Here is a 14,580-nt window from a genome sequence, read left to right on the forward strand (position 1 = left end):
GGGGGCGCCGGATCCCACTCGTGCGGCCCAACCGGGCCCCATCGGGCGTGACCCAGCGTGACGACGGCCTCGGCGGGCGCCCGAAGCGCGCTGGGGCGGCGGCGTGCACCCCGGCGCATTTCAGCGCCTACGAGCCGGGAATCCCGGCAGATCCCTTCACAAGCCGGGATGTGACGCGCGACACTCGCAGGCGCATGAACGTTGCCGCCGCACCCCTGAAGTGAGGGCAAGTCATGGCTCTGCAGGATGATCTGACGGCTGTTCAGCGCTGCGTCGACGATCTGGTCCGCACCGTCGGCAAGCTGGAGCAGCAGGTCGGCGAGGGTTCCCAGGGTGGTCTTGCCGGGATCGACGTCCGCCGCGTCCGCACGGACGCCGACCATCTGCGCGAGAGCGTCGCGCTCCTTCGCGCCACGTCCCCGGACCCGGGCGGCGCCCCACAGAAGCGGCCCGACCTGGTCACCATCCCCGATACGCCGTACGACAGCTCTCTGTGGACGGACTCGGACGACGAGGGACTCGGCGCGCGCGACCGGCGTGCCCCTTGAGGCGTCGCCGCCCTGAGCACCGCCGCCCTGAGCACTGTCGTCCCCGACCTGAGGACAAAGGAGTCGAGCCTCGTTGGCCACTGGCACGGAACCTCATCTGAAAAACGGTCAGGATCCCGGCGGCGTGAGAGCGGCGACGCGCGCCGCGATCAGCGCTGCCCATCTACGGACCGACCGATGGTGGCTGGCGCCCGCCGCGACCGCCGCAGGGCTCTTCGCCTTCATCGTCTACTCGACGTGGCGGGCCTTCTCGAACGCGGACTACTACGCGGCGCCCTACGTCTCACCGTTCTACTCGCCCTGCCTGGCCGAGAACTGCGAGCCCATGCGGTCGGGGCCCAACTGGGAGATCTTCGGCAGCTGGTGGGGCCTGTCCCCCGCCCTGCTGATCCTGATCTTCCCGCTCGGCTTCCGGCTGACCTGCTACTACTACCGCAAGGCCTACTACCGCGGCTTCTGGGCCTCACCGCCCGCCTGCGCGGTGGCCGAGCCGCACAAGAAGTACTCCGGAGAGACGCGTTTCCCGCTGATCCTGCAGAACATCCACCGCTACTTCTTCTACGCGGCGGTTCCGGTGGCGTGCATCCTCACGTACGACACCGTGCTCTCGTTCCGTGACGAGCACTACGAGTGGGGCCACATGGGCCTCGGCACGCTCATCTTCCTGATCAACATCACGCTGATCTGGGCGTACACACTCTCCTGTCACTCCTGCCGGCACATCGTCGGCGGCAAGCTCAAGCACTTCTCCAAGCATCCCGTGCGGTACCGCATGTGGCAGTGGGTCGGGAAACTGAACGCACGGCACATGCTGCTCGCCTGGGCCTCCTTGGTCAGCGTGGCGCTCGCCGACTTCTACGTGTATCTGATCGCGTCCGGCGTCTTCGACGATCCGAGGTTTTTCTGATGTCTCAAGTGGAACGGCAACAGTGGGACGTTGTCGTGGTGGGAGCCGGAGGAGCGGGCCTGCGGGCCGCGATCGAGGCACGTGAACAGGGTGCGCGTACCGCCGTGATCTGCAAGTCCCTGTTCGGCAAGGCGCATACGGTGATGGCCGAGGGCGGCATCGCGGCCTCCATGGGCAACGTGAACTCCGGCGACAACTGGCAGGTCCACTTCCGCGACACCCTGCGTGGCGGCAAGTTCCTCAACCAGTGGCGGATGGCCGAGCTGCACGCGCGCGAGGCGCCCGATCGCGTCTGGGAGCTGGAGACCTGGGGCGCCCTGTTCGACCGCACGGCGGACGGCCGCATCTCCCAGCGCAACTTCGGGGGGCACGAGTACCCCCGCCTCGCGCACGTGGGCGACCGGACAGGACTCGAACTGATCCGTACGCTCCAGCAGAAGATCGTCTCCCTCCAGCAGGAGGACGAGCGCGAATTCGGTGACTACGAAGCGCGTCTCAAGGTCTTCCAGGAGTGCACGGTCACCCGCGTCCTGAAGGACGGAGCGCGGGTCAGCGGCACGTTCTGCTACGACCGCGAGTCCGGCCGCTTCTTCGTGCTCGAAGCCCCCAGTGTGGTCCTGGCGACCGGCGGCATCGGCAAGTCCTTCAAGGTGACGTCGAACTCGTGGGAGTACACGGGCGACGGCCACGCGCTCGCACTGCTCGCCGGTGCGCCGCTGCTCAACATGGAGTTCGTGCAGTTCCACCCGACGGGCATGGTCTGGCCGCCTTCGGTGAAGGGCATCCTGGTCACCGAGTCGGTGCGCGGCGACGGTGGGGTACTGCGCAACTCCGAAGGCAAGCGGTTCATGTTCGACTACGTACCGGACGTCTTCAAAGAGAAGTACGCGCAGTCGGAGGACGAGGGCGACCGCTGGTACGAGGACCCGGACAACAACCGACGGCCTCCGGAGCTCCTTCCGCGCGACGAGGTGGCACGCGCCATCAACTCCGAGGTGAAGGAGGGCCGCGGCTCACCGCACGGCGGGGTCTTCCTCGACGTGTCGACGCGCATGCCCGCCGAGGTCATCCGGCGCCGACTGCCCTCCATGTACCACCAGTTCAAGGAACTCGCGGACGTCGACATCACGGCGGAGGCGATGGAGGTCGGCCCGACCTGCCACTACGTGATGGGCGGCATCGCGGTCGAGTCGGACACGGCGGCGGCCCAGCGCGTGCCGGGCCTGTACGCGGCGGGCGAGGTCGCGGGCGGCATGCACGGCTCCAACCGCCTCGGCGGCAACTCCCTCTCCGACCTGCTCGTCTTCGGGCGGCGCGCGGGACTGCACGCGGCGCGGTACGCGGCCGGGTTCGGCGGAGCCGACGCGAGGCCTCCGGTGGACGAGGTCCAGGTGGACGCTGCCGCGGCCGAGGCGTTGCGGCCGTTCAGCGCGGAGGGCCCCGAGGACGGGGCGACGCCGGAGAATCCGTACACCCTCCACCAGGAACTCCAGCAGACGATGAACGACCTGGTCGGCATCATCCGCCGCGAGGGCGAGATGGAGCAGGCCCTGGAGAAACTGGCGGATCTGCGGGTGCGGGCACGGCGGGCCGGCGTCGAGGGCCACCGCCAGTTCAACCCCGGCTGGCACCTCGCGCTCGACCTGCGCAACATGCTCCTGGTCAGCGAGTGCGTGGCGCGGGCGGCCCTGGAGCGCACGGAGAGCCGGGGCGGGCACACCCGCGAGGACCATCCGGGCATGAACCGCGAATGGCGCCGCGCGAACCTGCTCTGCCAACTGACCGACCCCTCCGGGGGGTTGGCGGCCACGGATCCCGTGCGCGGCCAGATCGATCTGGTGCGGGTCACCACCGAGCCCATCCGTCCCGACCTGCTTGCTCTCTTCGAGAAGGAAGAGCTGGTCAAGTACCTGGCCGAAGAGGAGCTTTACGAGTGAGTACCACTACGCCGAGTCCTTCGAGCACGTCGTACGACGCGCGGTTCCGGGTCTGGCGCGGAGACGTCACGGGCGGCGACCTGGAGGACTTCAAGGTCGAGGTCAACGAAGGCGAGGTCGTCCTCGACATCATCCACCGCCTCCAGGCGACCCAGGCCCCCGATCTGGCGGTGCGCTGGAACTGCAAGGCGGGCAAGTGCGGTTCGTGCTCGGCGGAGGTCAACGGCCGGCCTCGGCTGATGTGCATGACGCGGATGTCGGTGTTCGACCGCGAGGACGTCATCACGGTGACACCGCTGCGGGCCTTCCCCGTGGTGCGGGACCTGGTGACGGACGTCGGCTTCAACTACACGAAGGCACGCGAAGTGCCGGCCTTCGTGCCGCCGCCGGATCTCGGACCCGGCGAGTACCGCATGCAGCAGGCGGACGTGGACCGCTCCCAGGAGTTCCGCAAGTGCATCGAGTGCTTCCTGTGCCAGGACACGTGCCATGTGGTGCGCGACCACGAGGAGAACAAGGCGGCCTTCGCAGGGCCGCGCTTCCTGATGCGGGTCGCTGAGCTGGACATGCACCCGCTGGACGCGGCGGCGGAGAGCGGCCTCGACCGCAAGAAGACCGCCCAGGACGAACACGGGCTCGGCTACTGCAACATCACGAAGTGCTGTTCGGAGGTGTGCCCGGAGGGCATCAAGATCACGGACAACGCGCTGATTCCCTTGAAGGAACGGGCGGTCGACCGGAAGTACGATCCGCTGGTCTGGCTCGGGAACAAGATCCGGCGGCGGGGAGAGCAGTGACGCTGCGCTGTGCGTGAGCTTGTTCCTGTTCGTGGGCTTGTTCCTGTTCGTGAGCTTGTTCCTGTTCGTGGGCCTGGGGGTAATCCCCCAGGCCAAAGACTCAAGATTTCCCCCATGGTCACGGGGGCGGGGCGAGATCAGCATTGAGGCATGGACACTTCCTCGGCTGTGACTCACTCGGCTTCTCGCTCGGCTTCGCATGCGGCTCCGACCCGACGCTCGGTGCTTGGCCTCGCGGCGGCCGGTCTGGCGGCGACGCTGCTGGCCGCCCCGGCCCCCGCGCAGGCCCAGGCGCGAACGAAGGGCAGGGGCAGTGAGGCAAAACTCCCCGCCCCCACGGGACCTCACCGGATCGGCATGGTGTCGACGCGCCTCGTCGACACCTCACGGCGCGACCCGTGGGTGAAGTCCGTGCCGTACAGAGAGCTGATGATCAGCATCTGGTACCCGGCGGCGGCACATTCGGGCGGCGCGTCCGACGCGGCGGGACAACGCATCGCTCCGTACATGACGCCGGGCGCGGCAGAGCGCTGGAACGCGATATCGCCCCACGGCATCCCCAAGGACGCGATCGACTTCGCCGCCATGCGTACGCACGCGTGGGAGGGGGCCCCGGCCGACACGAGCGGTGGCCGACGGCCGGTCCTGCTGTACGCGTCGGGCGCCAACGACCCTCGTACGTGGGGCACTTCGGTGGTCGAGGAACTGGCGAGCCACGGCTATGTGGTGGTGACGATCGACCACACGTATGAGGCGCCGGGGGTGCAGTTCCCCGACGGCTCGGTCAAGGACGACGCCCCGCTCTACAAAGCGCTGGAAGAGGCCCAGCGGAACAACACCCTGACGGCGCTCCTCGGGAAGGTCCTGGACATCCGCGTCGCCGACTCGAAGTTCGTCCTGGACCGCCTCGGCTCACTGCCGCACGGCCTGTCCAGGGTCGTGGACCAGAAGAGGGTGGGCATGTTCGGCCAGTCGGCGGGCGGGATGGCGGCCGCCGAGACGATGTACGAGGACAGCCGGGTCAGGGCGGGCATGAACATGGACGGCACCCTGGAGAAGAACCCCGAGCCGAAGGGCACGAATCTGACGCCGGTGGCCCAGCACGGCCTGACACGCCCGTTCCTCCTCATGGGCAGCCAGGGCAACGACCGCACGACGGAAGCATCATGGCGCGCGTTCTGGTCCCACACGACCGGCTGGAAGCGGGATCTGACCCTGCGCGGCTCGAAGCACCAGACGTACACGGACCTCGCCGCACTGCTCCCGCAGACCGGGGTGGACAGCAAGGTCATCGAGGAGAACATAGGCACGGTCGCCCCGGGCCGGGCGGTGGCAGTGGAGCGGGCGTACGCGAGGTCGTTCTTCGACCGCTGGCTGCGGGGACAGGACGATCACCTCCTTGACGCCCCTTCGGGGAGGTATCCGGAGGTGGAGTTCGCGGGCTGAGCCCCACGCCCCCGCGCTCCCCTCCGGCCCCGGCCTCAAGCGCCTTCCACCTGCGCTCCTCCCGGTCTCGCCCGCCGCTCGAAGCGGACCCGGCCTTGCTCACGGTGACCGTGCGCGCCTACTGTGAATGCGCTTTCAATCCGGTTCAGGCCGGTTCCAGAACGAGAAACGAGCAGGCGGTCGGGTGAGCACAACCCCCACGGTGTACGACGTCGCCGAGCAGTCAGGCGTCTCCATCGCCACGGTGTCGCGGGTCTACCGCAACCCGGACTCCGTCCGGGAGACGACCCGGGAGCGGGTACTCGCCGCGGCCCGTGAGCTCGGGTACGTACCGAGCGGAAACGCGCGCGGGCTCGCCAGCCGGTCGACGGGCGTCCTCGGGCTCTGTTTCCCCGACTACTCGGACCCGGACACGGAGATCGAGGCAGCCGCGGCCGACGCCGACGACGACCACGCCTTCATGCTCTACTCCGACCAGATCATCCGGGGCATGGAGCGGGCCGCGCGCCGGCACGGGTACGCGCTCCTGATCGCCGCCTCCCTCAAGGGCGGCCCGGAGAGCCAGGTGGCCAAGGTCGCAGGGCGGGTCGACGGGTTCGCCGTCCTCGCGAGGACCGTGCCGACCGAGGACCTCGACGTCATCTCGCGGCGGCTGCCCATCGTGATGCTCGCCGGACCCCGCGAGAACGACGAGCTCGACCACCTCGACCACATCGAGGTCGCCAACGCCGACGGCCAGCGCGAGCTGACGCGTCACCTCATCGAGGACCACGGGCTGCGGCGGCTCGTCTTCGTCGGCGGCTCGAAGGCATCACCGGACGCCGAGGCGCGCTTCCGGGGCTATCAGGAGGCGCGCCGGGCCGCCGGGCTCCCCGTACGCGAAGAGCCCGATATGCGCACGGAGATGATGACCCAGGCAGAGGGCGAGCGCGCCACGGACGCACTGCTCGACCGGACCGGTGGAGAGAGCGGGGACGGCGGCGCGGGCGGTGACCTGGGCGACGGCACCATGCCGGAGGCCATGATCTTCGCCAACGACCAGATGGCCGTGGGCGCACTGCACGCCCTTGAGCGGCGCGGGGTGCGGGTGCCTGACGACGTGGCGGTCACCGGGTTCGACGGGATTCCGCTGAGCCGTCTGGTGCGCCCCGCGCTGACCACCGTGCGCCAGCCGATGCGACGACTCGGCGAGGAGGCCGTCGATCTGCTCGTGCGCCGCCTGGGCGAGGAGCGTGACGGTGAGCCGGTGTCGATGATGCTGCCGGTGACGGTGGCTCGTCGGGCCAGCTGCGGCTGCGGGGAGCGTTAGCAGACCGCCCCCAACTGGGTTGCGAAGAAACGTGACTTGGCGTCGGTCAGGCGCTCGGTCTCCGCCACACCACCCTCGTACTCGAAGTGGCCCGCCTGGAGTACGTGCAGTTCGCGGGTGGCGACCGGCAGTGCGTTGTGCACGGCGAACTGGCCAGGGGGCGGCACGGACGGGTCGAAGAGCGCGGGGGCGACCAGGGTCGGGATGCGGAGGCGTGTAGCTGCCGTCGCGGCGTCGAAGTACCGCAGGACTTCGGTGACTTCGGGGTGATCGCGGGAGTGGGCCCGGACCGCTTCGCCGCTGCCCGCACAGGGGAGCGTGAGGCGTAGCGGGTGGTTGCCGAACGTGGGGACGGTCAGCTGGGCCGCGGCGAAGCGGTCGTCCCAGGGGAGGGCGAGGGCGCCGAGGCCGCCACCGAAGCTTTCACCCAGGTAGCCGAGGCGGGGCTGCGTCGTGCCCAGATCCAGTTCCGGGACCAGTTCGAGGAGGGCGGATGCGGCGCACCACAGGTCGGCCACGCAGTCGCCGATGACGTAGGTGTCGCGGGAGGCGATGCCGTGCAGGACGTGGGAAGCGGCGTCCGGGGGGACGGCGGGGCTCGCGCTGCGGGCACCCATGCCTCGTACGCAGGGGAGGATCGCCGCCGAGCGGGGCAGCGGGAGCGGGACGTCGGGGCCTGGGGCTTGGCGGCCTCCGTAGCCGTGGGCGATGACGAAGCCATGTTCCGCGGGGGCGGGAGCGGGGGCGGAGGCGAGGGCGCTCGCGAGGGCGTTGGAGGCGTTCGACTTGAGGGGCTCTGCGGGCAGGGCCAGCCAGCCGCCGAGGCGTGCGCCGCCTACCGACGTGTACGTGACCCCGTGAATCCGCACCCCGTCCCGCTCTTCCTCCAGAGGGCCGATCACGGGGGCGGTGACCACCTGCCGTGCGGCCGCGTACCGCTCCTGCCAGAACTCGTCGAAGTCGGCGGGGGCCGGGGGCGCGGGGACGGTCAGCAGGTCGTCGAGGGTGTACCCGTAGGCGGGGTCGAAGGGGAAGTCGTGCGGGAAGGGCGGCATGCGGGGACCTTAACGGTGGGGGTGACGGGGGGGGGTGGGGGTGACGGGGGGCGGTGCCGGGGGGCGGTGCCGGGGGGCGGTGACGGCAGGGGCAGCAGTGGCAGCGGATGCCGCCCGCCAGGGACCGCCCCTACACCCCTCTCCCCCTCTCCTCCTCCCCCAGCTCCCAGCTCCCAGCTCCCAGGCCTGCGGCGCTTCTCCCCTGGCAGCCGCGGCCGACGCGGCCCTAAGCCAACTCCTCTCCCCGCCACTCTCCGCCGCTCCCCTCCGCCACCCCTCTCCGCCGCTCCCCTCCGCCAGACGCCCAGCCAGGCACTCCGGCCAGACATCCCGACCAGCCCCCCCACCGGGGCCAGCCCCCACCACCACCACCACCACCAACAACAACAACAGATCCAGCCGGGACCGGAAGCGGACCAGTACGCTCCACTTAGCTGCGCTCCCCGGATGACCGGCCCGTTACGGGAGTGTGACCAGGACCCCCTTGCGGCACCGCAGGACGCTGCCACAGAGTGATGTATGCGCTTACAGACAGCGCATACATCCAGCACCTGAACGTTCCAGGGATGCCGGATTGTCAGGGAAGCTCAAGGAGGAGCCGTCCATGCACCGCGCCGCCAGAACCGCATCGGTAGCCATAGCGCTGGCGACGGCCTTCGCCGTCACCGCGTGCGGAAGCTCCGCCGGAGGCGAAGTCGCCGCCGACAAGAAGCAGACCCTGACCGTCTGGGCCATGGGTGCCGAGGGCGAGAAGCTCGTGGACGTCGCCGAGGAGTACAAGAAGGCGAACCCGAACATCACCGTCAAGGTCACCCCGGTCGGCTGGGACGTCGCCCACCAGAAGCTCGTCGCCGCTGCCGCCGCCGGGAAGATGCCCGACGTCGCGCAGATGGGCGGCAGTTACATGGGCGAGTTCGCCGAGCTCGGCGTCCTTGAACCGGTGGACACGAAGACCTTCGACGAGAAGGACTTCTTCCCCGCGGGCTGGCAGCAGGGCGAAGTGGAGGGCGAGGCCTACGGCGTGCCGTGGTACGTCGACACCCGCGTCCTCTACTACCGCACCGACCTCGCCGAGAAGGCCGGCATCACCAAGGCCCCCGCCGACTGGAAGGGCCTGCGGAGCATGGCAACGGCCTTGCAGGACAAGGCCGACAGCAAGTGGGGCATCTACATGCAGCCCCGCGGCCTCGACACCGTGCAGTCCTTCTACCCGTTCCTGTACTCCGCCGGCGGCGAGATCCTCGACAAGGACGGCACTCCCGTCATCGACAGCCCTGCCGCGGTCAAGGCCTTCAAGGAGTACGGCGCCTACTTCAAGCAGAGCCTGAGCATGAAGAACTCCCAGCCCGGCTACGACCCGCTGAAGGACTTCAACACCGGTGACGTGCCGATGTTCTTCTCCGGCCCCTGGATCAGCACCCTGATCAAGGACCAGTACCCGGACCTCAAGGGCAAGTGGGCCGTCGCCCCCGTACCGGCCGACAAGACCTCCACCTCCATGGCGGGCGGCTCCAGCCTGGTGATCTCCAAGGACAGCTCGCACAAGGCGGCGGCCAAGGAATTCATCAAGTACCTGACCGACGCGAAGGGCCAGACCGACTGGTTCGAGCGGACCAGTGATCTGCCTGCCAACACCACCGCCTGGAAGACCGGCGAGCTCGCCGACAGCCCCAGCCTCCAGGTGTTCAAGAAGCAGATGGAGACCGCCAAGTCCTCACCGACCGTCGCGAACTGGACCGAGGTGACCTCCAAGGTCGACGCGGCCGTCGAGTCGGTGACCCAGGGCAAGGCCTCACCCGAGGACGCCGCCAAGAAGGCCAAGTCCGAGATCGAGAGCCTTGTGAAGTAGGAGCCATGAGCACCACGAGCACCAAGCCCACGAGCACCAAGACGGAGAAGGCCGCGCCCAAGCGGGGCTCCATGGGCGTGCAGAACGTCGCCGGCTGGCTGTTCTCCACTCCCTTCCTCGTTCTGTTCACCGTCTTCATGGCATTCCCGATCGTCGCCACGCTCCTGATGAGCTTCACGGACTTCGGGCTGCGCAATGTCACGCGCCCGCTGGAAGCGAACTTCATCGGGTTCGAGAACTACACCAAGCTGTTCAGCGACGAGAAGTTCCTCAAGGCGCTCTTCAACACCGCGTACTTCGTGGTGGTCGGTGTTCCGCTCACCATCCTTCTTGGATTGGTCGTCGCCGTTCTGCTGAACAACGGCATCGACCGGGCACGGACCTTCTTCCGGGTCGGCTTCTACGCCCCCGTGGTCACCTCCATCGTCGCGGTCGCCGTCGTATGGCGCTTCGTCCTCGATCCGAGTGACGGCCTGATCGCCGGTCTCTTCTCCGAAGTGGGACTCACCGCCCCGGACTTCCTGGGGAACGAGAAACTCGCCATGCCCTCGCTGATCGCGATGGCCGTGTGGCGCAATCTCGGAACGGTCATGGTGCTCTTCATCGCCGGTCTTCAGGCCATCCCCACCGAGGTGCGGGAGGCCGCGAAGCTCGACGGGGCGGGAATGTGGCAGGAGTTCCGCCGCATCACCGTTCCGCTGCTGCGGCCCACGCTCCTCTACGCCACGGTGATCACCACGATCGGCTATCTCAACGTCTTCGAGGAGCCGTTCGTGATGACCCAGGGCGGCCCTTCGGACTCCACTCTCACCGTCTCCCTCGACATGTACCGCGAGGGCTTCAACTTCTTCCACATGGGCTATGCGAGCGCCATGGCGTATGTCCTCTTCGTGGTGATCATGGGCATTACCGTGCTCCAGCTCCGACTGCTGAAGGACAACACGAAATGAGCGCCACGGGCCTGGCGGAGAAGACCCCGCAGAGGAAGCAAGGGAATCAAGGAAAGCCGGGGAAGCAGGCGCCGAACCCCAAGCGGTCGGCGGCCGGGGTGAAGAAGCGGCTCGTTTATGCGCTGCTCGCCCTCGGGCTGCTCGTGATGTCCGCGCCCTTCCTGTGGATGGCGCTCTCGGCCTTCAAGACACCGAGCGAGCTCACGGCGAGTCCGCCCGTGTGGATTCCCACCGAGTGGACCCTGGACAACTTCAGCGCGCTGCTCGACAAGCTCGATCTGCCGCTCTATTTCATGAATTCGGTGATCGTGGCGGTGCTCGTCACCGTCTCGAATCTCGTCTTCTGCTCCATGCTCGGCTATGCCCTGGCCAAGCTGAACTTCGCGGGCAAGAACAAGATCTTCGGTCTTGTGCTCGGTGCGCTGATGGTGCCCGGCAATCTGATGCTGCTTCCGCTCTTCGTGCTGATGAGCAAGCTGCAACTGATCGACTCGTACGCCGCTCTGGTGCTGCCGTTCGCCGCCGGTGCCTTCGGGGTCTTCCTGATGCGGCAGTTCATGCAGTCGATCCCGGACGAGCTGCTCGAAGCGGCCCGGATGGACGGCGCGGGTGAGTGGTACATCTTCTGGCGGATCGTGATGCCGCTGGTCAAGCCCGCTCTCGCGACGCTGTCGATCTTCACCTTCCTCGGCTCCTGGAACAACTTCGTCTGGCCGCTGATCGCGACCAACGACCCCGACAAATACACCCTGCCGGTAGCCCTGGCCACGTTCGCCACCGACCCCAACAAGTCGGGTGGCTCCAACGGCATGCTGATGGCCGGTTCGTTCCTGATCGTGCTGCCGGTCCTGGTCGTCTTCGCCTTGCTCCAGCGGCATTTCACCCAGGGCATCGCCACCGCGGGCATGAAGTAGCCCGCCCGCGCCACGACGACCCGCGCCCCATCCCCACCAGAGAGACATCTGACGATGACGCACACCCCGAACACCTCGCTCCCGTTCCCCGAAGGCTTCCTCTGGGGAGCCTCCACCGCCGCCCACCAGATCGAGGGCAACAACACCAACAGCGACTGGTGGGTGAAGGAACACAGCACCGGCACGCACATCCAGGAGCCCAGCCTGGACGCCTGCGACAGCTACCACCGCTGGCGCGAGGACATGGACCTGCTGTCCGAACTCGGCTTCACGGACTACCGGTTCAGCATCGAGTGGGCGCGCATCGAGCCCGCCGAGGGACAGTTCTCGCGGGCCGAACTCGCCCACTACCGGAGGATGGTGGAAGGCGCGATCGTGCGCGGGCTCCGCCCGATGGTCACCCTGCACCACTTCACCGTGCCGCAGTGGTTCGAGGCGCGGGGCGGCTGGACCGCCGAGGGCGCCGTCGACCTCTTCGCCCGGTACGTCGCCGCCTGCGCGCCCGTCATCGGCGAGGACGTACGCCATGTGTGCACCATCAACGAGCCCAACATGATCGCCGTGATGGCGGGGCAGGCCAAGGCGGGCGACATCGGCTTCCCGCCCGCCGGGCTTCCGACGCCCGACGAGGAGACCACGCACGCGGTCATCGCCGCGCACCGGGCCGCCATGAAGGAAGTCAAGGCGATCAACCCGGCGATCCAGGCGGGCTGGACCATCGCCAACCAGGTCTACCAGGCCCTGCCGGGCGCCGAGGACGTCGCCGCCGCCTACCGCCACCCCCGCGAGGACGTCTTCATCGAGGCCGCGCGCGACGACGACTGGATCGGCGTCCAGTCCTACACCCGCACGGAGATCGGCTCCGAGGGACCGATCCCGTGGCCCGACGACGTCGAGCGCACGCTCACGCAGTGGGAGTACTACCCGGCCGCCGTGGGCCACGCCCTGCGCCACACCGCGGAGGTGCTCGGCAACGGGGACGTGCCGATGATCGTCACGGAGAACGGCATAGCCACCGCCGACGACGCGCGCCGCGTCGACTACTACAAGGGCGCGCTTGACGAGGTCGCCGCCTGCCTGGAGGACGGCCTCAACATCGACGGCTATCTCGCGTGGAGCGCCCTGGACAACTACGAGTGGGGCTCCTACAAGCCCACCTTCGGCCTGATCGCCTGGGACCGCGAGACCTTCGCCCGCACCGCCAAGCCGTCCGCCGTCTGGCTGGGCGGGCTCGGGCGCACGCGCGAACTCCCGCGCGCCGAAGGCTGATTCGCACCACGCCACCAGACCCGGGGACCGGCCGTACCTGACCACGGCCGGTCCTCGCACCTCCGCACGCGGCACCTCCGCACACCGCACGCGCACACACGCCCAGCCGGCACGACCAGCACGCCACGAACCTCCCCTTCCACACCTGTCACCGGAAGTTGGACCTTCATGGACCGTCGTACGTTCCTCACCGCGACCGCCGCCGGAACCGGAGCCGCAGCCCTGTCGCTCGGCGCCGCATCCGCACCTGCCTTCGCTTCCCCTTCTCGTGCTTCTGACGCATCGCTGCTGCGGAAGTGGTTCCGCTCGACGCATCACTCGATCGAGGCGATGACGACCGGCATCGGTCTCACCGCAGACAAGATCGACGTCAGCGGGTCAGGCGCTCCCGTCCCCTCGCACCAGACCTCCCCCACCAACATCGGCTGCGGCCTGTGGTCCACGGTCGCCGCGCGCGGTCTCGGGCTCCTCGGCGACAGCGCCATGCACACCCGCCTGTCCCGCACCGTCACCGCCGTCGAGAAGCTTGAGCGCCACCACGGCTTCTGGTTGAACTGGTACGACGCGCACGACGGTTCGGTCCTGACGAGCTGGCCCGGCACCGGCGACCCGGTCCGCCCGTTCCTGTCGTCCGTCGACAACGCCTGGCTGGTCACGGGCCTTCGCATAGCCGCCGACGCCGACCCCGCCCTGCGACCCCGGATCGCGAAGCTCCTGGCCCCCGCCGACTGGTCGTACTTCTACACGCCCTACGACGCGGCGGACCCGGTCGCCCACCCCGGCCAGCTGCGCGGCGGCTTCTGGACAGACACCGAGGAGCCCACGCCGCACCACTACGGCGCCCTCAACACCGAGCCGCGCATGGCCAGTTACCTCGGAATCGCCGATGATTCCCTGCCCACCGAGCACTACTGGCACCTCCTGCGCACCATGCTCCCCGGCCAGGAGCAGGAGCAGAGCCCCGGAGGTTCGTACGTCACCCTGGACGGCGTCCGGGTGTGGCAGGGCCACTACACGTACCGCGGACGCAAGCTCGTGCCCACCTGGGGCGGCTCGATGTTCGAGGCGCTGATGGTGCCGCTCTTCGTGCCGGAGAGCGAGTGGTCGCCGCGCTCCTGGGGAACCTCCCACGCGCGCTACGTCCGCAGCCAGATCGAGCACGGCCTCGACGAGGAGAAGTACGGCTACTGGGGCTTCTCGCCCGCGAACATCCCCGAGGGCGGCTACCGGGAGTACGGAGTCGACGCCATCGGTATGCAGACCGAGGGCTACAACTCCCTCGGCGTCGTCACCCCACATGCCTCCTTCCTCGCACTCCCCCACGCGCGCAGGGAGGCCATCGGCAACCTGAAGGCGCTCGCCCGTGACTTCGGGGCGTACGACGAGGACTACGGATTCCGGGATTCCGTGAACGTGAGGACCGGGCGGGTCAGCGACTTCGTGCTCGCGCTCGACCAGGGCATGATCGCGGCCGCCCTGGCTCAGGAGCTCAGGCCCGGACTGCTCCAGGCGCCGTTCCGGTCGGGCGGCTTCCGCAAGCGCGTGCGGCCGCTCCTCGCCAAGGAGCGGTTCAGCATCTGAGGGGGCCGCCGGGGGCCT

The 14,580-nt window shown here is 68.6% G+C and carries 12 protein-coding genes; 11 read left to right on the plus strand and 1 reads right to left on the minus strand.

Translation table 11 applies throughout. The features are described from left to right. Positions 1 to 233: 233 nt before the first annotated feature. From ACWFRJ_RS19920 to ACWFRJ_RS19945, 6 genes are all read left to right on the plus strand, one after another. Positions 234 to 548 (plus strand): hypothetical protein, encoded by a 315-nt coding sequence (locus tag ACWFRJ_RS19920; protein WP_453532079.1) that lies wholly within the window; start codon positions 234 to 236, stop codon positions 546 to 548. A 73-nt stretch (positions 549 to 621) separates the two neighbouring features. Beyond that, positions 622 to 1,455 (plus strand): hypothetical protein, encoded by an 834-nt coding sequence (locus ACWFRJ_RS19925; protein ID WP_453532082.1) that lies wholly within the window; start codon positions 622 to 624, stop codon positions 1,453 to 1,455. Continuing rightward, positions 1,455 to 3,392, plus strand: a complete 1,938-nt coding sequence (locus tag ACWFRJ_RS19930; RefSeq protein ID WP_453532085.1) for a fumarate reductase/succinate dehydrogenase flavoprotein subunit — start codon at positions 1,455 to 1,457, stop codon at positions 3,390 to 3,392. The genes ACWFRJ_RS19925 and ACWFRJ_RS19930 overlap by 1 nt, the downstream gene beginning before the upstream one ends. Next, on the plus strand, positions 3,389 to 4,189 hold the full coding sequence (locus tag ACWFRJ_RS19935; RefSeq protein ID WP_453532088.1) for a succinate dehydrogenase/fumarate reductase iron-sulfur subunit: 801 nt from the start codon (positions 3,389 to 3,391) through the stop codon (positions 4,187 to 4,189). Before ACWFRJ_RS19930 ends, ACWFRJ_RS19935 begins: the two co-directional genes overlap by 4 nt. Positions 4,190 to 4,411: 222 nt before the next feature. After that, complete coding sequence (locus ACWFRJ_RS19940) at positions 4,412 to 5,635, plus strand: alpha/beta hydrolase (protein WP_453532091.1); 1,224 nt, start codon at positions 4,412 to 4,414, stop codon at positions 5,633 to 5,635. 202 nt (positions 5,636 to 5,837) lie between these two features. After that, complete coding sequence (locus tag ACWFRJ_RS19945) at positions 5,838 to 6,944, plus strand: LacI family DNA-binding transcriptional regulator (protein WP_453532420.1); 1,107 nt, start codon at positions 5,838 to 5,840, stop codon at positions 6,942 to 6,944. Here ACWFRJ_RS19945 and ACWFRJ_RS19950 read toward each other — a convergent pair. Beyond that, positions 6,941 to 7,999 (minus strand): acetylxylan esterase, encoded by a 1,059-nt coding sequence (locus ACWFRJ_RS19950; RefSeq protein ID WP_453532094.1) that lies wholly within the window; start codon positions 7,997 to 7,999, stop codon positions 6,941 to 6,943. The genes ACWFRJ_RS19945 and ACWFRJ_RS19950 overlap by 4 nt on opposite strands. A gap of 604 nt (positions 8,000 to 8,603) precedes the next feature. Here ACWFRJ_RS19950 and ACWFRJ_RS19955 point away from each other — a divergent pair. The 5 genes from ACWFRJ_RS19955 (at position 8,604) to ACWFRJ_RS19975 (ending at position 14,562) form a co-directional block, all read left to right on the plus strand. Beyond that, on the plus strand, positions 8,604 to 9,848 hold the full coding sequence (locus tag ACWFRJ_RS19955; RefSeq protein ID WP_453532097.1) for a sugar ABC transporter substrate-binding protein: 1,245 nt from the start codon (positions 8,604 to 8,606) through the stop codon (positions 9,846 to 9,848). Between the two features lie 5 nt (positions 9,849 to 9,853). Next, complete coding sequence (locus tag ACWFRJ_RS19960) at positions 9,854 to 10,798, plus strand: carbohydrate ABC transporter permease (RefSeq protein ID WP_453532100.1); 945 nt, start codon at positions 9,854 to 9,856, stop codon at positions 10,796 to 10,798. After that, complete coding sequence (locus ACWFRJ_RS19965) at positions 10,795 to 11,712, plus strand: carbohydrate ABC transporter permease (RefSeq protein ID WP_453532103.1); 918 nt, start codon at positions 10,795 to 10,797, stop codon at positions 11,710 to 11,712. Before ACWFRJ_RS19960 ends, ACWFRJ_RS19965 begins: the two co-directional genes overlap by 4 nt. Positions 11,713 to 11,766: 54 nt before the next feature. Then, complete coding sequence (locus tag ACWFRJ_RS19970) at positions 11,767 to 12,981, plus strand: glycoside hydrolase family 1 protein (protein ID WP_453532106.1); 1,215 nt, start codon at positions 11,767 to 11,769, stop codon at positions 12,979 to 12,981. A 168-nt stretch (positions 12,982 to 13,149) separates the two neighbouring features. Next, positions 13,150 to 14,562, plus strand: a complete 1,413-nt coding sequence (locus ACWFRJ_RS19975) for a glucoamylase family protein (RefSeq protein ID WP_453532109.1) — start codon at positions 13,150 to 13,152, stop codon at positions 14,560 to 14,562. The last annotated feature ends 18 nt before the right edge of the window (positions 14,563 to 14,580 follow it).

The organism is Streptomyces sp. NPDC055239 (assembly GCF_053606205.1).

Coding starts and splice junctions, on each gene's coding strand:
- ACWFRJ_RS19920 (WP_453532079.1), top strand. CDS start 234: ATGGCTCTGCAGGATGATCTGACGGCTGTTCAGCGCTGCGTCGACGAT.
- ACWFRJ_RS19930 (WP_453532085.1), top strand. CDS start 1,455: ATGTCTCAAGTGGAACGGCAACAGTGGGACGTTGTCGTGGTGGGAGCC.
- ACWFRJ_RS19950 (WP_453532094.1), bottom strand. CDS start 7,999: ATGCCGCCCTTCCCGCACGACTTCCCCTTCGACCCCGCCTACGGGTAC.
- ACWFRJ_RS19955 (WP_453532097.1), top strand. CDS start 8,604: ATGCACCGCGCCGCCAGAACCGCATCGGTAGCCATAGCGCTGGCGACG.
- ACWFRJ_RS19960 (WP_453532100.1), top strand. CDS start 9,854: ATGAGCACCACGAGCACCAAGCCCACGAGCACCAAGACGGAGAAGGCC.
- ACWFRJ_RS19965 (WP_453532103.1), top strand. CDS start 10,795: ATGAGCGCCACGGGCCTGGCGGAGAAGACCCCGCAGAGGAAGCAAGGG.
- ACWFRJ_RS19970 (WP_453532106.1), top strand. CDS start 11,767: ATGACGCACACCCCGAACACCTCGCTCCCGTTCCCCGAAGGCTTCCTC.
- ACWFRJ_RS19975 (WP_453532109.1), top strand. CDS start 13,150: ATGGACCGTCGTACGTTCCTCACCGCGACCGCCGCCGGAACCGGAGCC.